General features: G+C 68.9%; 17 protein-coding genes. 4 read left to right on the top strand and 13 right to left on the bottom strand.

Annotated features, from left to right (window positions below; translation table 11 throughout):
- Both MKK50_RS10550 and rfbC read right to left on the bottom strand, forming a co-directional pair.
- A partial coding sequence (locus tag MKK50_RS10550; RefSeq protein WP_499022087.1) for a GDP-mannose 4,6-dehydratase occupies positions 1 to 347 on the bottom strand: 347 nt, incomplete at its 3' end.
- A 134-nt stretch (positions 348 to 481) separates the two neighbouring features.
- A complete protein-coding gene (rfbC, locus tag MKK50_RS10545; RefSeq protein WP_499022086.1) occupies positions 482 to 1,033 on the bottom strand; it encodes a dTDP-4-dehydrorhamnose 3,5-epimerase in 552 nt (183 codons plus the stop codon).
- A gap of 173 nt (positions 1,034 to 1,206) precedes the next feature.
- Here rfbC and MKK50_RS10540 point away from each other — a divergent pair, with 173 nt between their 5' ends.
- Positions 1,207 to 1,650, top strand: coding sequence for a DUF2147 domain-containing protein (locus MKK50_RS10540; protein WP_499022084.1), 444 nt, complete (start codon positions 1,207 to 1,209; stop codon positions 1,648 to 1,650).
- A gap of 22 nt (positions 1,651 to 1,672) precedes the next feature.
- Here the strand turns inward: MKK50_RS10540 and MKK50_RS10535 are convergent, their stop codons facing one another.
- From MKK50_RS10535 to MKK50_RS10520, 4 genes are all read right to left on the bottom strand, one after another.
- The gene (locus MKK50_RS10535; protein WP_499022082.1) at positions 1,673 to 2,140 is read right to left on the bottom strand and encodes a hypothetical protein; all 468 of its coding nucleotides are present in this window, start codon (positions 2,138 to 2,140) and stop codon (positions 1,673 to 1,675) included.
- 175 nt (positions 2,141 to 2,315) lie between these two features.
- The gene (locus MKK50_RS10530) at positions 2,316 to 2,708 is read right to left on the bottom strand and encodes a hypothetical protein (protein ID WP_253372399.1); all 393 of its coding nucleotides are present in this window, start codon (positions 2,706 to 2,708) and stop codon (positions 2,316 to 2,318) included.
- 103 nt (positions 2,709 to 2,811) lie between these two features.
- Positions 2,812 to 4,629 (bottom strand): methylmalonyl-CoA mutase family protein, encoded by a 1,818-nt coding sequence (locus MKK50_RS10525; RefSeq protein WP_499022081.1) that lies wholly within the window; start codon positions 4,627 to 4,629, stop codon positions 2,812 to 2,814.
- A gap of 148 nt (positions 4,630 to 4,777) precedes the next feature.
- Complete coding sequence (locus tag MKK50_RS10520; protein ID WP_253372403.1) at positions 4,778 to 5,617, bottom strand: undecaprenyl-diphosphate phosphatase; 840 nt, start codon at positions 5,615 to 5,617, stop codon at positions 4,778 to 4,780.
- 227 nt (positions 5,618 to 5,844) lie between these two features.
- Between MKK50_RS10520 and MKK50_RS10515 the strand changes: the two genes are divergently transcribed.
- The 3 genes from MKK50_RS10515 to MKK50_RS10505 are packed head-to-tail and all read left to right on the top strand — an operon-like array spanning position 5,845 to position 8,588.
- A complete protein-coding gene (locus MKK50_RS10515; protein ID WP_012253814.1) occupies positions 5,845 to 6,537 on the top strand; it encodes a glutathione S-transferase family protein in 693 nt (230 codons plus the stop codon).
- Positions 6,538 to 6,569: 32 nt separating this feature from the next.
- Positions 6,570 to 7,712 (top strand): tRNA epoxyqueuosine(34) reductase QueG, encoded by a 1,143-nt coding sequence (gene queG / locus MKK50_RS10510; RefSeq protein ID WP_499022101.1) that lies wholly within the window; start codon positions 6,570 to 6,572, stop codon positions 7,710 to 7,712.
- 6 nt (positions 7,713 to 7,718) lie between these two features.
- Positions 7,719 to 8,588, top strand: coding sequence for an SDR family oxidoreductase (locus tag MKK50_RS10505; protein WP_499022079.1), 870 nt, complete (start codon positions 7,719 to 7,721; stop codon positions 8,586 to 8,588).
- A gap of 59 nt (positions 8,589 to 8,647) precedes the next feature.
- Here the strand turns inward: MKK50_RS10505 and MKK50_RS10500 are convergent, their stop codons facing one another.
- The 7 genes from MKK50_RS10500 to MKK50_RS10470 form a co-directional block, all read right to left on the bottom strand.
- Positions 8,648 to 10,612: a methyl-accepting chemotaxis protein gene (locus tag MKK50_RS10500; protein ID WP_499022078.1), complete on the bottom strand. Its 1,965-nt coding sequence runs from the start codon at positions 10,610 to 10,612 to the stop codon at positions 8,648 to 8,650.
- A 121-nt stretch (positions 10,613 to 10,733) separates the two neighbouring features.
- Complete coding sequence (locus tag MKK50_RS10495; protein WP_499022077.1) at positions 10,734 to 11,492, bottom strand: NUDIX hydrolase; 759 nt, start codon at positions 11,490 to 11,492, stop codon at positions 10,734 to 10,736.
- The gene (locus MKK50_RS10490; protein WP_499022075.1) at positions 11,443 to 11,946 is read right to left on the bottom strand and encodes a DUF983 domain-containing protein; all 504 of its coding nucleotides are present in this window, start codon (positions 11,944 to 11,946) and stop codon (positions 11,443 to 11,445) included. Before MKK50_RS10490 ends, MKK50_RS10495 begins: the two co-directional genes overlap by 50 nt.
- A 23-nt stretch (positions 11,947 to 11,969) precedes the next feature.
- Positions 11,970 to 14,342 carry a ribonuclease R gene (gene rnr, locus MKK50_RS10485; protein WP_499022074.1) on the bottom strand — a complete coding sequence of 791 codons (2,373 nt, stop codon included), beginning with the start codon at positions 14,340 to 14,342 and terminating at the stop codon, positions 11,970 to 11,972.
- A 158-nt stretch (positions 14,343 to 14,500) separates the two neighbouring features.
- Positions 14,501 to 14,839, bottom strand: coding sequence for a hypothetical protein (locus tag MKK50_RS10480; RefSeq protein ID WP_499022073.1), 339 nt, complete (start codon positions 14,837 to 14,839; stop codon positions 14,501 to 14,503).
- A gap of 144 nt (positions 14,840 to 14,983) precedes the next feature.
- A complete protein-coding gene (locus MKK50_RS10475) occupies positions 14,984 to 15,562 on the bottom strand; it encodes an NADPH-dependent FMN reductase (RefSeq protein WP_499022072.1) in 579 nt (192 codons plus the stop codon).
- 65 nt (positions 15,563 to 15,627) lie between these two features.
- On the bottom strand, positions 15,628 to 17,562 hold the full coding sequence (locus MKK50_RS10470; RefSeq protein WP_499022071.1) for a putative bifunctional diguanylate cyclase/phosphodiesterase: 1,935 nt from the start codon (positions 17,560 to 17,562) through the stop codon (positions 15,628 to 15,630).
- Between the last annotated feature and the right edge of the window lie 198 nt (positions 17,563 to 17,760).

Raw genomic sequence — 17,760 nt, 5'->3', positions numbered from 1 at the left:
TCCCAGTGGGTGCGGGCGCCGTCGAGCATCACCTGGGTGCCGATCACGTTGGTGCGCACGAAGGCACCCGGATCGGTGATCGAGCGATCGACATGGCTCTCGGCAGCCAGATGCATCACCGCCTCGGGCCTGAAATCGGCGAAGAGGGCGTGGACGCGGGCCGGATCGCAGATGTCGGCCTGCTCCAGGCCGTGTCGAGGGTCGTCCGCCAGCGGCTGCAGCGAGATCGGATTGGCCGCGTAGGTCATGGCATCGAGGGTGAGCACCTCGTGGCCGAGATCCTGCACCAGATGCAGCACGAGCGCGGAGCCGATGAAGCCGCAGCCGCCCGTTACCAGAATGCGCATCGATCCCAACTCCGTCCAATTCCTGTCCGCGGGGTCGGCATCCGCGGGATGGGCAAGGGCTACGTTCGGCCGCGGCTACGCCAACCTGAGGTCGCGCTCAAGGCGCTCGACCCGATTATCTCGACACCTTGAACTCAGAACACCCGCCCGAGATCGGCCAGAAGCGGCGCGTCCTTGTCCTTGCCCGAGAGGATCGCATCCGCTTCCGCCACCGGCCACGCGATGCCGATTGCCGGGTCGTTCCAGCGCAGGTTCCGGTCGTCGGCCGGGCTGTAATAGGCATCGACCTTGTAGGCGACCATGGTGTCCGGCTCCAGGGTGCAGAAGCCGTGGGCGAAGCCAGCGGGCACGAAGAGCTGCTCGCCGCCCGTCGCGTCGAGCCGCACGGCGACATGGCGGCCGTAGGTCGGGGAGTCGGACCGCAGATCGACGGCGACATCGAGGATCGCCCCAGCAAGCACCCGGATCAGCTTGGCCTGGGCGTTGGGTGCGACTTGGAAGTGCAGGCCCCGAATCGTGCCGGCGGGTGCGGAGAAGGATTGGTTATCCTGCACGAAGCCGTTGGCGATCCCGTGCTCGGACAGGATGTCGGCGCGGTAGACTTCCGAGAACCAGCCGCGATCGTCGCCGTGCCGCTTCGGGATCACCCGCTTGACCGCCGGAATCTCAGTATCGATGACCTGCATCCGCCGCTCCTGACTCGTCCGTGCCGCCTCGCCGAGGGCGTAGGCCGCGCGAAGGCGGCGAAGTCAAGGCCGCACCGTCATGCTCGGCCCTTCCCCGTGCCTTGCGTAACCGTGGCGGGCTGACTACCCCTCGCCGCGGCCGGCGGTCACTGTCGGCGAGGAGGGAAGCTCGAATGACGACGCCGCGCGCCACCCGTTCACGCCATCGCCCGACGCACGCCTTCGCAGCGGCGCTGCTGCTCGCCGTATCCGGCACAGGCGCTCTGGCGCAGAAGGCTTCGGACCTCTCCGGCGTATGGCAGACGGAGACAGCGGGCTCGACCGTGCGCATAACTCGTTGCGGCGGCGGCTATTGCGGCGTGATCGCTTCGACCGCCGGAGCCGGCCTCGACGCGCAGAATCCGGATCCGGCGCTGCGCTCGCGCAAGCTCGTCGGCGTGCAGATCATGCAGGCCGGCACCCCGAGCGGCGACGGCTTCGAGGGCAGCCTCTACAATCCGAAGGACGGCAAGACCTATTCGGGCAGCGTCACGCCGAAGGGGGCCGACACCATCGAGGTGGCGGGCTGCGTGCTCAGCGTCCTGTGCAAGCGCCAGACCTGGCGGCGGGTCCGGTAAGTCAAACCCCGGCGTAGGCCGGTTAGTGATCCGCGCTTCCGGGCGCGGTTTCCATCGCGCTGTCGATGAGCGCGGCCTTCTCGGCCGGCGGCTCGGCGCTCGCCATGGCCTTCGTTTCCAGAAGAGGCCGCAGGCGGGCGGCAAGCTGCTTGTCGAGGTGGCGGGCGTAGGCCCCCTTGAAGTAGCGGGCGCCGGTGCCGCGACCATAGATGCGGTCGTGGGCGACCGCCATGCGATCGACCTCCGGGCGGCACAGGAAGCCGGTCACCCCGGCCGCCTCGTACCAGCGCCCGTCCCGTGCGAGCCGCATCGCCTTCGGATTGGAGATCACGGTTTCGGCAAAGCACGCCGTCGCCGCCTCCTCGAGAGGCGCCAGCACCACGTGCTCGGAGCCGGCCACGTGCTGGCGGGCGGGGCGCGCCTCGGCCGAGGGGCCGAGCAGGACGAAGGCAAGACCGACGAACGGCACGGCTCTCATCACGGCTCTCATGGGGCGCCTCGAACGAGTATCGAACGCCGCCAGTGTTCGCCGAAGATCACGCCGGATCTAGGGCGAAAACCGATCTCGGATGTCGCAGCGCGGAACAAATCCGAATCTGTCGCCGGACCGCCACAGAATGTTCGGCGGCGGCCGGCTCCGCGGTGACATAAGCGGGAGGGCGAAATCAGCCGCGCCGCACCGCATTCCAGTTCCCGCTGCAGCTGATGGGGCCGTCGCCGAGGGTCGACCAGCGGCCGGCGCCGGTGCCGTTGGCCGACAGCCGTCCGACCACCTGCGCGGCGTTGCTGCCGCGGGAGATGGTGCCACGCACCGTCCCGTTCGCCGCGACGCGCCCGCTGATCCCGACCTCGCCACCGCCGTAGACGGCTTCGCCGCGCTGGATCTGGATGCCGTAGCGATAGGCTCGGTCGCAGGGACCGTCGAGAGTCACGACCTCGATGCTCCAGCGGCCGTCGAAGCGATCCGGGACCTGCACCTTGCGCTTGGCCGCTTCCGATGTCCCGGCGCCCCCCACGGCGATGGCGAAGGCGGCGACGGCAAGGATCGGAAGGCGCATGGGGTCAAATTCCAGCTGAAGTCATGGGGCCGTTCTGGCCCGTCTCAGCCGGAAGATTGTCTCGCATCCCGCAGTGTCAAGATTGCTCACGACGCCTTGAGTGTCAGCCCGTGGCGCGCTCGGCGGCCTCCCGCAGGAGCGCCAACAGATCGCAACCGGCGAACAGGAAGCCCCCGACGCCCGCTTGGCGCAGCGTGTCCGCCTCGGCAGGTTTGCCGGCGAGGTAGATCGTGCCGGCGCCGGCTGCCTTCAGCGCCTCGGCCGCGGGCACGGCCTCGGTCTGGTAGACGGTGTCGGACGAGCACAGGCAGGCGATCCGTGCACCCGACGCCTTGAAGGCATCGGCCAGTGCCTTCGTGTCGGAGAAGCCGTCATTGCCGATGGCCTCGATGCCGCCCGCGGCGAAGGCGTTGGCGGCGAAGGTCGAGCGGGCATTGTGGACCGCGACGGGACCGAGATTGGCCAGGAAGACCGCCGGGCGCTTGCCTGTGCGCTCGAAGACGGCATCGGAGGCGTCGCGAAGGGCCTCGTAGGGTTCAGCGAGGCGCTGCGAGGGCAAGGCCTCTTCCGAGGGGGTGCCTGCGTTCGGAGCCACATCGAGCACCGTCACCGGCTTCTCGGCGAGGAAGGGGAACTCGCTCGCGCCGGTGAGCGGCTTCTTGCGGGTCGCCACCGCCCGCGCCCGCGCCTCGGCTACCGCCGCGATCCGGCCTGCGAGAGCGCCGGCCTCCAGGCTCGCAGCGATCCCGCCCTCCCGCTCGATCTCCTGGAAGGCACCCCAAGCCTTCTCGGTCAGTTCGGCGGTCAGCGCCTCGAAGCCGCCCGCGCCGGCCGCCGGATCGGCGACCTTGGCGAGGTTCGATTCCTCGATCAGCACGATCTGGCTGTTGCGCACCACCCGACGGGCAAAGGCGTCGGGTAGGCCGAGCGCCAGGGTGTAGGGCAGAGCGGTCACCGAATCCGCCCCGCCGAGGCCGGCGGAGGCCGAGGCCATGGTGGTGCGCAGGATGTTCACGAAGGGGTCGCGGCGGCTCATCATCCGCCACGCGGTCTCGGCCAGGACTCGCAGCGGCTTGGGCTCGAGGCCGCAGGCCTGCTCGACCCGGGCCCAGAGCCGCCGGATCGCCCGGAACTTGGCGATGGTCAGGAATTCGTCGGCATCCGCCACGAGGAGAACCGCGATGGCGTCGCGGGCCCGCTCCAGATCGTGGCCGCCAGCCTCCAGCGCCCGCAGATAGGCGACCGCCGTCGCAAGCACGGCGGCCAATTCCTGCACCTCGCTCGCCCCCGCCTCGTGATAGGGCCGGGCATCGGCCAGAGCCGCGCGCCCGCGATATCCGGCGAAGGCCGTGACGGTCTCGGAGAGGCGTGCCTCCCACCCCTGGTCGAGCCGGCCGGTGGCGGCGCGGGTGCCGATCGGGTCGAGGCCGAGATCGAGGTCGAGAGAGGACGGGTCGTCGCCGCGGCGATCGATCAGTTGCTTGAGGAGCACCGCCGTCTCGAACCCGGCCGGACCGGCATCGAGCCGCAGGGCGATGAGCGGCAGCATCACGCCCTTCAGCGCCGCGTCCAGCGCATCGACGGACGGAAGTTCAAGCCCGAAACCGCGGGCGGCACGGGCGTCGCGATGGACGAGGACCAGCGCATCGGCGCCGCCTTCGAGGTCGGCCAGCGCCTGTGCCCCGGCCTTCTCGGCATCGGGATGGTCGATGCGCTGCGCCAGACGCCACGGGCCGGGCGCCCGCACCGGCTGGGCCACCGCAGCGGCCGGCTCGTAGAAGGGCTCGATGCGCAGGCCGTCGGCGGTCTTCGAAACGAGGCGTTTCTCGAAGTCGGCCCCCTTCAGCGCCGCCTCGACGGCGCTACGCCAGCGCTCGCGGGTGGCGGGCTCGAACAATTCGGCGAGCGGACGATCTTCCATCTTGGGCGAGACCTTGACGATTCGGCGTTTCCCGACCGCTTCTTGAGAGAGCGGCGACTTGGCCGCAAGCCCTCGCACGGGGTGCGGGCAGACGACAACCGACTTTAGTCCAGGTGACCGCCGCCGCCTCGCTCAAAATCCTGAAGGTTCAGCTAAAAAGAATCAGTCCGGCAAAGCCCAGCGAGCCGACGATGATGCGCCACCACGCGAACAGCCAGAAGCCGTGGCGGGAGACGTAGTCGAGCACCGTCCGCACCACGATCAGGGCCGAGACGAAGGCCGCGACGAAGCCGATGACGATCAGCAGCGCGTCGTTGGAGGAGAGGTTCTTGTAGTTGTCGAGCAGATCCTTGGCGAAGGCGCCGGCCATGGTCGGCATGGCAAGGTAGAACGAGAACTCGGTGGCCGAGCGCTTGCTCGCGCCCATCAGCATCGCGCCGACGATGGTGGCACCGGAGCGCGACACGCCGGGGATCATCGCCACGCATTGGAACAGGCCGATCTTGAGCGCCATCGGCAGGCTGAACTCGAACACGTCGGTCTTGCGCGGATGCTCGGTCGGTCCGTCGCCGGGGGCGGTCTTCGGCTCGCCGACCGTGTCGTCGATGATGAGGAGCACGATGCCGCCGGCCACCAGCGTGGCGCAGACGATCCACGGATTGAACAGGTAGAGCTTGATATATTTGGAGAACAGCCCGCCGACGATCGCCGCAGGCAGGAAAGCCACGAGGATGGCGAGCACGAAGCGGCGCGCCCGCGGATCGTTCGGCAGCGCGGTGGCGATGCTCCACAGACGGCTGAAATAGACGAACAGGATCGCCAGGATCGCGCCCAACTGGATCAGCACCTCGAAGGTGTTGTTGGGCGAGTGGAAGCCGATGAAGTGGCCGATGAGGAGCTGATGCCCGGTCGAGGAGACCGGGATGAACTCGGTGGCGCCTTCCACCACGGCGAGCACGAGCGCCTTCGCGATCAGGACGAGATCCATAAGCCTGCCATTCCCCACGCCGATGTGCCGGCGATCCAGGGCGCGGCAGACGACGGCGATGCGGCAGCTTTGCGGCGGTAGGGTTGACGGGCGGTTACCGGGTTGCGGTGCGTTTGTTAATGAGGTGGCAACGTTGGAGAAATAATCCTGGCGCGTCGCCCCAATTTCGCCGGTGCGACACGGTCTGCCCAGGGCTCTGCCTTCTTCACCGCTGAACCACGGCCTCGATGGCGACGCTCTATCACTCCCCGTTCTGCCCGAACTCGCGCTTCATCCGCCTCGTCCTGGCCGAGATGGGCATGGAGCCGACCCTTGTCGAGGAGCGGGCCTGGGAGCGCCGCCGCGACTTCCTCATCGTCAACCCGGCCGGCACCACGCCGGTGCTGGTGGAGCAGACCGGGCTCGCCATTCCCGGTGCGGGCGTGATCGCGGAATATCTCGACGAGACGCGGGGGCTCGGCCTTGCCGGGCGGCGCCTGCTGCCCGACACCACCCAGGCGCGGGTGGAGGTGCGGCGTCTGCTCGACTGGTTCCTCGTCAAGTTCAACAGCGAGGTGACGGAGTATCTCGTCACCGAGAAGATCGACAAGCGCTTCATGCCGTCCGCCGCCGGGGGCGGCCCTCCGGACATGAACGCCATTCGTGCGGCGCGTACCAACGTGCGCTATCACCTCCAATATGTCGGTTACCTGATCGGGCAGCGCCGCTGGCTCGCGGGCAACGACCTGACCTATGCCGACCTCGCGGCCGCGGCCCATCTTTCCTGCGTGGACTATCTCGGCGACGTGCCATGGGACGAGGACGAGATGGCGAAGGACTGGTATGCGCGGGTGAAGTCCCGTCCGTCCTTCCGCGCGCTCCTGGCCGACCGGGCGCCGGGGATGCCGGCAGCCGCCCACTATGCGGATCTGGATTTCTGAAACCCGAAAAAGTCGTCCTTACGGGCCGCGCCCTGCGCGAGACGGTCGAGGCGCGCGCGCGCCGTCTCGGCTTCGAGGCGTTCCGCGTGACGCAGCCCCACGCCGTGCCGGAGTTGCGTGAGCGCCTGCCGGCATGGCTCGTGGCAGGCCACCACGGCACGATGGACTGGATGGAGGAGCGAGCCGACCAGCGCGCGGCGCCCTCCGCCCTGTGGGCCGAGACGCGCAGCATCGTCATGCTCGGCATGAATGCGGGCCCGCAAACCGATCCCCTCGAACTCACGCGTCTGAAGGATCGCGCCGCCATCGCCGCCTACGCGCAGCGGCGCGACTATCACGACGTGATGAAGGGCAAGCTGAAGGAACTCGGCGGCTTCCTCTCCGCCCGCTCGGGCCAGCCGGTGAAGGTCTTCGTCGATACCGCGCCCGTCATGGAAAAGCCCCTGGCCCAGGCGGCCGGACTCGGCTGGCAGGGCAAGCACACGGTGCTGATCTCGCGCGAGCACGGCAACTGGCTGATGCTCGGCGCGATCTTCGCCCGCGCCGAGCTCGAACCCGACACACCCGAGACCGACCATTGCGGCTCCTGCCGCCGCTGCCTCGACATCTGCCCGACGGATGCCTTCCCGGCGCCCTACCGGCTCGATGCGCGCCGCTGCATCGCCTACCTCACCATCGAGCATCAGGGCCCGATCCCCGCCGAACATCGCGAGCAAATCGGCAACCGGGTGTTCGGCTGCGACGACTGCCTCGCGGTCTGTCCCTGGAACAAGTTCGCGGGCGCGTCGCGGGAGATCCGCATGGCCGCCCGCGACGATCTCGCCGCGCCGCCGCTCGCCGAACTCGCCCGCCTCGACGATGCGGGGTTTCGCGCGCGCTTTGCCGGCACGCCGATCAAGCGCACCGGCCGAGACCGCTTCCTGCGCAACGTGCTGATCGCCATCGGCAACTCCGGTGATGCTGCCCTCGCCGCGGAGGCGGTGGCCTGTCTCGATGAGCCGGATCCGGTGGTGCGTGGTGCCGCCATCTGGGCCTGCGGACGGTTGCTGCCGCGGGCGCGACTGCACGAACTGTTCGCCGCCCATGGACGCGGGGAAACCGAAGCGCATGTGAGGGAGGAATGGCGTGACGCCGCCGCCCTCCCTATGGAAGCGGACGGCCCACGGGAGACCTGACACCGCATGAACCTGTTCGTCTTCGGCCTCGGCTTCTCCGCCCGGCATTTTGCCGAGTGTGAACGGGCTCGCTTCAACGCGGTGCGGGCGACGGTGACCGAGCCCGAGCGGGCCCGAAGCCTCGCGGCCGAGACCGGGTTCACCCTGCGCGCCTTCGGACCGGACGCGGACGATCCCCGCATCGCCGAGGATCTGGCCGACACCGACGTGCTGCTGATCTCCGCCCCGCCGGGCCGGGACGGCGACACGGTGCTCGCCCGCTACCGCGACGCCATCGCGAACAGCCGCATCGGCTGGATCGGCTATCTCTCGACCATCGGCGTCTACGGCGACCAAGAGGGCGCCTGGATCGACGAGACCACGCCCGCCACCCCGAAGAGCGCCCGCTCGCGCGATCGCCTCGCCGTGGAGAACGCGTGGCTCGCGCTGGGCGCCGAGACCGGCAAGGCGGTGCAGGTGTTTCGCCTCTCGGGCATCTACGGCCCCGGCCGCAATCCGATCGTGAAGCTGCGCGACGGCCGCACGCAGCGCATCGTCAAGCCGGGGCAGGTGTTCAACCGCATCCACGTCGCCGACATCGCCGCGACGCTGGCCGCCTCGATCGAACGGCCACGGGGGGGCGCGGTCTATAACGTCACCGACGACGAGCCGGCCCCGCCGCAGACGGTGACCGAGCATGCCGCCGCGCTCACCGGACTGCCGCTGCCGCCTGAGATCGATTTCGAGACCGCCGACCTCAGCCCGATGGCGCGCAGCTTCTATGGCGAGAACAAGCGGGTGCGGAATCGCCTGATCCGCGAGGAACTCGGGGTTCAGCTTGCTTTTCCAACCTATCGCGAGGGGTTGGCCGCGCTGGTCTCCGACGCGCACCGGTAGGTGGCCCGTCACGCGGCGTCCCGGAGGCCGGCCAGAACCGTTCCGGACGCAACTCGGGATCAGACGAACTGAACGCCGATCCCGTCGGCGGCGCGCCGCACGAGGCGGCAGCGCCGGGACGGCTCGCCGTCGATGTGGAGGGTGAAGAGGTCCGGCAGGTCCACAGCTTCGAGCGCCAGCTTGGCGCCGCCCTCCGAGATGTTAAGAACCGTGCAGGGCCGGCTCTGAGGCTCCCCCGCTTTCCGCCCACGCTCCGGCACGAACGCGACATGGCCGGAGCGCGAGGAGCGAAGGCGCTCCTCGCCCCGCCGCTCTTCCAGCCCGACACCCCAGGCATCGAGGCGGCTTGCGAACTCCGCCACGCTCGCGGCGGTGGCCTGCATGTCGCTGTTGACCTGGCCCGTGGTCGCGCGCTGCCGCGTGCTGTCCGCCGTCGTCTGCGCGATGAAGCCCTGCACGCTGTCGACCACGGTCGCGGTCGAGACCAGGGCCGAGCCCACATCCCGCGAGACCGTCTGCATCGCGACGATCTCGCCGGTGATGCGGGCGGTGGCGGCGCGTGCCTGCGCGGCGAGGCTCTTCACCTCGGTGGCGACGACGGCGAAGCCGCGACCGGCCGCGCCGGCGCGGGCGGCCTCGATCGTGGCGTTGAGGGCGAGCAGATTGATCTGCTCGGCGATGCCTGTGATGACCTCGACCACGCCGGTCATCGCCGCGGCCGCGTCGTCGAGCTTGGCCGAGAGGGCGCCGGCGGCGCTCATGCGGGCCTGGATGTCGCCGACCGCTTCGTGCGAGCGGTTCATCTGCTCGGCGATCGCCGCCGAGATCCGGTGCATCTCCTCCGACGCGCCGGCCACCGCCCTCACCCGGCCCAGCGTCTGCTCGGCCATGGCGAGGGCGCTGGCGCGCACCGTCATGCTCTGCGTGATGTCGAAGGCGTACTTCACGATCTTGAAGGGCCGCCCGGCCGCGTCGAGAACCGGGTTGTAGGAGGCCTGAATCCACACCTCGCGACCGTCCTTGCCGACCCGCTGGTAGACGGCGGAGGTGAACTGCCCAGCCCGTAACGTCGACCAGAAGTCGGCATAGGCTGGGCTCGCCGCGGTTTCGGGCGTCACGAACATCCGGTGGTGCCTGCCCTGCACTTCGGCCAGGGTGTAGCCCATGGCGTTGAGGAAGTTATCGTTGGCATCGAGGACAGAGCCGTCCAGATCGAACTCGATCACCGCCTGCGAGCGGCGGGCCGCCTCGACCTGCCCCGTCATGTCGGCGGCGACGCGCTTGGCGGCCGTGATGTCGGAGGCGTATTTGACGACCTTGAACGGGCGACCGGACGGATCGAGGATCGGGTTGTAGGTCGCCTGGATCCACACCTCGCGCCCATCCTTGCCGAGGCGCAGGAACTCTCCGGTCTGGTATTCGCCGCGGGCGAGGCCCTCCCAGAAGGCACGGTACTCCGGGGATGCCGCTTCTTCCGGCCGCACGAACAGGCTGTGGTGGCGGCCCTCCACCTCGTGCGGCGCGTAGCCGAGGGCTTCGAGGAAGTTGGCGTTGGCGCTGCGCACCGACCCGTCGAGGTCAAACTGGATCACCGCCTGCGAGCGGCCGATCGCGGCGATCTGCCCAGCCGTCTCGGCGGCGGCAAGCTTCTCCACCGTCACGTCGAGGGCGAACTTCACGATCTTGCGGACCCGGCCCCTGGCGTCGAGGATCGGGTTGTAGCTCGCGCGGATCCAGACCGTGCGTCCGTCCTTGGCGATGCGACCGTACTCCGCCGATTGATACGCGCCGCGCCGCAGATCCTGCCAGAAGGCTTCGTAGGTGGGGCTTTCAGCCTCTCGCGGGTCCACGAACAGACGGTGATGGCGTCCCCGGACCTCGGTGAGCGTATAGCCCATCAGTGAGAGGAATTTGTCGTTGGCGTCGAGCACCGTGCCGTCGACGGCGAAGGTAATGACCGCCTGGGAGCGGTTGAGGGCGTCGAAGATGGACGCAGCATCGGAGCGACGAAGGACGGAAAGCATGGGTGTTTTCGGCTCCACTTGCCGTCCCACGATGCCCGACTTCGTTTAAGAATCTCCTGTTACCCATCAAAAGGTGCACTTCCGTCAGCGCGGACATCGCGGAAGATGCATCCTATCTCGTTCAGATCTCGTCCCGGCCCCCCTTGCCGCGGCGCTCGAAGTAGAACGGGATCGGCCGGTAGGGCGGAAAGCCGGCGTCGGCTGCTGCTTCCAGATCGTCGAGGATCGCGCGGGTGATGCGCGGCAGGTCGAGCTTGCGCGCGGCGTCGAGATCGACCCAGGCGAGTTCGGTCAACTCCGCATCCGGCCCGACGATACCGGGCCGCTCAGCGACCACCGCCTTGCGATCGACGGCGAAGAAACGGGTATCGAAGCGGCGGGGGCGCTTCGGCGGCGTGATCGCCCGCGCCACCAGATGCAGGGTTTCGAGATCGGGCATGACCCCTTCCTCGGCGAAAGCCTGCCATGCGCCCTCCGGCGCAGTCTCAGGCGGGCCGTAATCGCGGGTGCCGATGAGAAGGCCGGTCTCCTCGTAGGTCTCGCGGATCGCGGCGAGCGCGAGGGAGCGGCCGAGATGGTGGGGCGCGCGCGGCAGCTTGGCGCGCAAGGCCTCGTCGGCCCTCTGCGACAGGGCGCCTGCCACCGGCATCAGCCGGTCGGACGGTTCGATCCGGCCGCCGGGGAACACGAACTTGCCGCCCATGAAGGCGAGGTCGGCATGGCGCCGGCCCATCAGCAGCTTCAGCTTTTTTCGTGACCGGTCGAGTATGATCAGGGTCGCGGCATCGCGCGGGCGCAACGGCACCGGGCGGGGCGGGGCGGCAGACGGATCAGGCCGATCCAAGCTCTCGGGCGTCGCCTGCTCTGCTTCCTGCCTCACCGACGCGACTCTCCCCCGTGCCGGTTCCGCCAAGCAGCCCGCCACGCGTGGGGGGCAGCTTGCCGAAACCGTGCATGCCGAACGTGTATTGCAGGCCGATCACCGCGCCCTTGACCGGCTGCAACAGCACGAGCGCCAGGACAAGGGTGAGCAACGGCCACACCGTCATCGAAATCCAGAGCGGGACGTCGTAGCCCATCTCGATCTCGAGCACGAGGTAGCCGACGATGTGGCCCACGAGGAAGATCACGATATAAGGCGGCAGGTCGTCGGCCCGGTGGCCCGCCATCTCGAGGCCACAGGCCTCGCAGGCCGGGCGCACCTTGAGGAAGCGGCCGAACACATGCCCCTCCCCGCAATGCGGGCAGCGGTTGAGGAAGCCGCTGGCCATGGCCGAGAGCAGCCGCGTCCGCTCCTGGGGAGCCGGGGCCGGAGGGGAGGCGTAGGTTTCCATGGCCTGAGTCTAGCCCCTTCCGCTCAACGGCGCGAGCCGCGATGGCGCCGCGCGGCATCGCTCTCGGACGCAGCCGCCTTGCCCGAACGCGACTCGCCCTTGAAACTCTTGCCCTTGAAACCCTTGCCCTTCAACGCCTTCGCCTTCGCAGCGACCGCAGCCTTGCTCGGCCTCGTCTTGGTTCCGCTCGGCTTGGCCCCGGAACGGCTGCGCCCCTCAGACAGGATCTCGAAACGCAGCGCCCCGGCCACCGCCGCCGCCTCGACGAGGCGGACCTCGACCGTGTCGCCGAGGCGGTAGGTCTCGCCGCTGCGGTCGCCGACGAGCGCGTGCAGGGCCTCGTCGTGGCGGTAATATTCGTGGCCGATGGTGGAGACGGGCACGAACCCGTCGGCCCCGGTCTCGGCAAGCTTCACGAACAGGCCCGAGCGCGTCACGCCGGAGATGCGTCCCGAGAAGGTCGCCCCGACCCGGTCGGCGAGATAGCCGGCGATGAGCCGGTCGATGGTCTCGCGCTCGGCCGCCATCGCCCGCCGCTCGGCCGCGGAAATTTGCTCGGAGACCGCGTCGAGCATGCCCGGCGTGGTATCGCCGGCCAGGCCGTCCTTGCCTAATCCGCAGGCACGCACGAGAGCACGGTGGACGATGAGATCCGCGTAGCGGCGGATGGGCGAGGTGAAGTGGGCGTAGCGGCGCAGGTTCAGGCCGAAATGGCCTAGATTCTGTGCAGCGTAGACCGCTTGTGCCTGCGAACGCAGCACCACCTCGTTTATGAAGGGGGCGTGCTCGCTCTCGGCCACCTGGGCGAGGATGCGGTTGAACAGGTCGGGCCGCAGCGCTCCGGCCTTGGTCATCTTGACGCCGACCGAGGCGAGCACCTCGCCGAGCGCGCGCATCTTCTCCAGCGCCGGCTCATCGTGGACCCGGTAGATCAACGGCGAGCCCGCCTTCTCCAGGGTCTCGGCCGCCGCGACGTTGGCCTGGATCATGAACTCCTCGATCAGCCGGTGCGCCTCCAGCCGCTCCGGCACGATCACCCGATCGACGCCGCCTTCCGCGTTGAGCAGCACCTTGCGCTCGGGCAGGTCGAGGGCGAGCGGGCCGCGGGCGTCGCGGGCCCGCTTCATCGCCTCGTAGGCCGCATAAAGCGGGCGGAGCGCCGTCTCCAGCACCTGCCCCGACGTCTCGTCCGGCCGGCCGTCGATCGCGGCCTGTGCCTGCGCGTAGGCGAGCTTGGCGTGCGAGCGCATCAGGACGCGGTGGAAGCTGTGGCTGCGCTTCACCCCGTCGGCGCCGATGATCATGCGCACGGCGAGCGCCGGGCGGTCCTCGCCCTCGCGGAGCGAGCAGAGATCGTTCGAGATCCGCTCGGGCAGCATCGGCACCACCCGGTCGGGGAAGTAGACCGAATTACCCCGCAACAGCGCCTCGCGGTCGAGGGCCGAATCCGGCCGGATATAGGCGGCGACATCCGCGATCGCGACGGTGACGATGAAACCGCCCGCGTTGGCCGGATCGGGATCGACTTCCGCCATCACCGCGTCGTCGTGATCCTTGGCGTCGGGCGGATCGATGGTGACGAGCGGCGCCGCGCGCCAATCCTCGCGGCCGCGCTTGGTCGCGCGCTTGGCCGCATCCGCCTCCGCCAGCACGGCGGCGGGGAAGACGTGCGGGATGTTGTGGAGGTGCAGCGCGATCAGGCTCACCGCCTTCTCGGACCCGAGCGCGCCGAGCCGCTCGGTCACGCGCCCGCGGGGCAGGCCGAAGCGGGTCTCGCGCTCCACCGCGACGCTGACGAGATCGCCATCCCGGGCCTCGCCTTCCTCGCCCGGCGGGATCGCGATTTCCTTGCCTTGCGACTTCTTCTCGACGGGCAGCAGCCGCCCGCCGTCGCGGCCGGCGCGGTAGACGCCGATCACTTCCGCGCGGTTCTTGCCGATCACCTTGATGACGCGGCCGGTGTAGCGGCCGGGTGCCTCCGGGTCCGGCGCGACGCGGACCAGAGCCCGGTCACCGATGCCGGGGGCGGGGCTTTTGCCCTTGCGGCCGGCACGCGGGGTCTCGACGGCGATCTTGGGCGCCTCGCCCTCCCCGTCCCACTGGGCCGGGCGGGCGATCAGGTCCCCGTCGCGGTCACGCGACACGATGTCGACGAGCACGACCGGCGGCAGGCTGCCGCCTTTCCGCAAACCGCCGCGGTCGCGCTCGAGCGCACCGTCGGCCTCGATGTCCTTCAGGATCGCCTTGAGGCCGATCTTGTCGGCGCCCGAGATGCCGAAGGCCTTGGCGATTTCGCGCTTGCCGACCTTTCCGGGCGTCTCGGCGACGAAGGCGAGGATCTGCTCGCGGGAGGGAAGAACGGGGGTGTCCGCCTTCGGATTGATGCGTCTGGCCAAGGAGCAAGGCTCTCCGCGCCGGTCCGGATAGGCGTGGCGCGTTCGGTTTTTCGTTGATTGGTGAGACCGTTGACGATCCCGGCACATCTTCAAGATGGGCGCTCAGAGGCGTCAGAACAACGCCGCGGTCCCGGCCGTGAACAGGTTCGGCCCCCTCGTCAGCCCGTGGAAGCCGATTTGCGGATCGTCTCCACCGCCCGATCCACGTCGAAATCGGCCCGCGACAGGTCTTCGAGGGTAAAGGGCGCGGTCCGCGGCAGTGCCAGGTTCACCCGTCCTTCCTCCGGCTGCAGCTCGGGCGCTTCCGCCGCGCGGATCGCCAGGGTCCAGGCGCCATCGATCCGCACCGTGTCCGCCGTCGGCGGATCGGCCGCGAGCGCAGCGATCTTGTCCGCCGCCGCCTGCCGGAAGGCGAGGCTCAGGCCGTCATCGGAGACGAGTGCGGCCTTGATCAGTTCGGCCAGCACGTCCCTCACTCTGTCGACACTCACGTTCATTCGCCCGCTTTCCTCATCCGCCCGTGCTTCGAGGGGTGCAAACCGAGTGCCGCGCGCAAGGTTCAGAGTGCCTCACAAAACCACCGGTCTCTGACAGTTCTCGCTCTGGCGATGACAGTCCGGCGGGAGTTTTGTGAGAGACACTCAGTACGGCGTGCCCCCGGCCCGCTTCGCCTTCAGTGCCTCGGCGTACCAAGTCAGCTCGTCGAGAAACTTCTTCGCGGCCCGGCCGAGCCAATCCTCAGCGGGTTCGCCCGCCTCGCTCAGCGCCTTCTGGACGCGCGGGATCGGCAGGAGCGAGGGAATGCTCGGCGTGCCGAGTTCGGCCAGCATCGCCCGCAACTGCATCGCCGCGCGCACGCCGCCATACTGCCCCGCCGAGTAGCAACAGATGGCGGACGGCCGCCAGAAATACTCCTCGAGGAAGTGGTCGAGGGTGTTCGAGAGCGCGGGCGGGACCGAATGGTTGTACTCGGCCGAGACCACGACGAAGGCGTCGGAACGGCGGTAGAGGGCGGCGAGCCGCTCCATCGGCTCGGGGGCCTCGCCCTTGGGATACTCCTTGTACATCCGGTCGAGCAGCGGAAGCTTCAACTCGGCGGGATCGACCAGCGGCGCCTCGTGGCCGCGGGCTTCGAGCTGCGCCACCAGAAAGCGGGCGGCGCGGAGGCCGGCGCGGTCCGCACGCACGGAACCGAGGATCACGGGGACGGTGAGGGACATGGTGCGGCTCGGGGAAGTGGCAGGGGCTCCGCGCAGTCTATCCCGGCCGGGATCGCCCGTCGCCCTCAGGCCACCACGGCGAGGTAAGGGTCCGGCAATCGGGTCGCAGGCGCGCCGAACGCCCCTTCGAAGGCCGCGATCGCCTCGGCCGGCATCGGTTTGTGGAACAGGTAACCCTGCATCGAGCGGCACCCGACCGAGCGCAGCAGCAGCATCTGCTCCGTCGTCTCGACGCCTTCGACGACGCATTGCAGCGTGAGGTGGCGGCAGAGATCGAGGATCGAGCGCACGATGTTGAGCGAGGTCGCGTCCTCGGTGAGCTGCATGACGAAGCTGCGGTCGATCTTCAGCCGGTCGATCGGCAGCTTCTGCAGGTAGCTGAGGCTCGAATAGCCCGTCCCAAAATCGTCGAGCGCGATGCGCACCCCGAGGGCCTTGAGGGAGGCCAGCGCTCGCCGGGCATCGCCGAGGTCGCGCATCAGCCCGGTCTCGGTCACTTCAAAGACGATCCGGCTCGGATCGATGCCGCTCGCGACGATCAGGCTGGTGAGCCGTTCCAAGCTCTCCGGCGCGGCGATATCTCGGGCCGAGAGGTTGAAGGACAGGCCCACAGGCTCCGGCCAGTCCCGCATCGCCTCAAGCGCCTTGCGGAACAGGACCCGGGTGAGATCCTGGATGAGGCCGCTGCGCTCGGCCTCCGGGATGAACGCGGCGGGCGAGACGGGCCCGAGCGTCGGGCTCGTCCAGCGCGCCAACGCCTCGTAGGCCTCGACGCGGCCCTCGACGACGTCGACGATGGGCTGAAAGGCAAGAACGAATTCCCGCTCGATGTCGGCGCGGCGCAGGGCCTGCTCGATGGCGGCGCGCTGGCGCAGCGTCGCCTCGTGCTCGGGCGCGAAACAGGCCGCGCTGCCGCGGTGGAAGGCCTTGGCGTGGTAGAGCGCGAAATCGGCGCGCTCGATCAGTGTCTCGGCGCTGCGCGCCGCATCGGGGAAGCGGGCAAAGCCGATCGAGGCGCCGATCTGCGCCACGCCCTCGCGCAGGATGTAGGGCGCGCGCAGGAGCGCGCAGATCCGGCGGCCGAGCGCGTCGAGGTCGGCGTCGCCCTCGACGATCAAGCCGAACTCGTCGCCGCCGAACCGGGCCGCCCGGCCGAGACCCTCACCTTGGAGACGCCGGGCAACCTCGCGCAGCACGCCGTCGCCGGCCCGGTGCCCGAGACTGTCGTTGACCGGCTTGAAGCCGTCGAGATCGATCACGCCGACCCAGAACCGCGAACCGCCCGCCTCCGCCCGGCCGACCGCTTCTTCGAGCTGTGCCACGAACGAGCGACGGTTGGGCAGTCCGGTCAGGGAGTCGGTATGTGCGAGACGGCCGTTCTCCTCCGTTAATCCGACGAGATGGCAGAAATCGCGGTAGGCGAAATTCTGCACCACCAACTGCCCGGCCAGCACGACAAGGTAGTTGAAGATCATGACCTGCAGCATGAATTCGCCGAAGATCAGGAAATAGAACCCCACCGGCATGGCGAGGGTGACGAGAAGCCGCGCCGCGGTGCGCAGGTGTGCGAGGCACTGCACGCAGACCAGCATGGTCACGGTAAGGAAGAACAGCACGTGCATGTCGCTGGCGAGATCGCCGTCGACGATCAGCGCCATCGCCCAAACGGAGAAGGCGACCCCGAAGACGGCCGCGAACACGTTGATCGCCCGCAGCCGCGCGAAGGCTTCGCGTTCGTCGGGCACGCGACGCGCCGAACGAATCCAGGCGCCTGCCCGTGCGATGCACAGGACGGTCAGAACGATGGGCGGCCACAGGGTCAGCCAATCGGGAGCTGTGCCGTAATGGGTATAAGCCAGGGCGCCCGCATTGAGGATAAGCGTCGCGTAGAGAACGAGAATCTGCCGGGCGAGCGCCTGGAACTGCGCCGCAGCGAGCACCGGATCGTTCTCGCGCACGGCATAGAAATCGAGGAGGCTACGCAGCCGCGGGAGAACCATCGCTGCCCTTTCCTGTGCGCAACCGAGTGCATCATTTGATGCGGGCGACTTCCTAACAATTTCGCAAGACGCTCAAGGATCGGCGCGCTCTGCCAAAGCAGACCCTCATGCCGAACGGTGCGGCGGAGGCTTGAAACGCGAAGCGCCGAAGCCTTGTGAAAGGCTCCGGCGCTCGTTCTGGCGTTGTTTCCGACCGCG

Origin of the sequence: Methylobacterium sp. J-043 (assembly GCF_022829505.1) — a bacterium.
Classification (GTDB): Bacteria; Pseudomonadota; Alphaproteobacteria; order Rhizobiales; family Beijerinckiaceae; genus Methylobacterium; species Methylobacterium extorquens_A.
Note: the sequence above shows the minus strand (reverse complement) of the source record. Positions and strands in the feature narration are given on the sequence as shown.

Bases quoted from the DNA above. Each gene is read 5' to 3' on its own strand.
- MKK50_RS10500 (WP_499022078.1), bottom strand. From the start codon at position 10,612: ATGCTTTCCGTCCTTCGTCGCTCCGATGCTGCGTCCATCTTCGACGCC.
- MKK50_RS10515 (WP_012253814.1), top strand. From the start codon at position 5,845: ATGGCGACGCTCTATCACTCCCCGTTCTGCCCGAACTCGCGCTTCATC.
- MKK50_RS10540 (WP_499022084.1), top strand. From the start codon at position 1,207: ATGACGACGCCGCGCGCCACCCGTTCACGCCATCGCCCGACGCACGCC.
- MKK50_RS10520 (WP_253372403.1), bottom strand. From the start codon at position 5,617: ATGGATCTCGTCCTGATCGCGAAGGCGCTCGTGCTCGCCGTGGTGGAA.
- MKK50_RS10480 (WP_499022073.1), bottom strand. From the start codon at position 14,839: ATGAACGTGAGTGTCGACAGAGTGAGGGACGTGCTGGCCGAACTGATC.
- MKK50_RS10490 (WP_499022075.1), bottom strand. From the start codon at position 11,946: ATGGAAACCTACGCCTCCCCTCCGGCCCCGGCTCCCCAGGAGCGGACG.
- MKK50_RS10475 (WP_499022072.1), bottom strand. From the start codon at position 15,562: ATGTCCCTCACCGTCCCCGTGATCCTCGGTTCCGTGCGTGCGGACCGC.
- MKK50_RS10525 (WP_499022081.1), bottom strand. From the start codon at position 4,629: ATGGAAGATCGTCCGCTCGCCGAATTGTTCGAGCCCGCCACCCGCGAG.
- MKK50_RS10505 (WP_499022079.1), top strand. From the start codon at position 7,719: ATGAACCTGTTCGTCTTCGGCCTCGGCTTCTCCGCCCGGCATTTTGCC.
- MKK50_RS10535 (WP_499022082.1), bottom strand. From the start codon at position 2,140: ATGAGAGCCGTGATGAGAGCCGTGCCGTTCGTCGGTCTTGCCTTCGTC.
- rfbC (WP_499022086.1), bottom strand. From the start codon at position 1,033: ATGCAGGTCATCGATACTGAGATTCCGGCGGTCAAGCGGGTGATCCCG.
- MKK50_RS10530 (WP_253372399.1), bottom strand. From the start codon at position 2,708: ATGCGCCTTCCGATCCTTGCCGTCGCCGCCTTCGCCATCGCCGTGGGG.
- MKK50_RS10470 (WP_499022071.1), bottom strand. From the start codon at position 17,562: ATGGTTCTCCCGCGGCTGCGTAGCCTCCTCGATTTCTATGCCGTGCGC.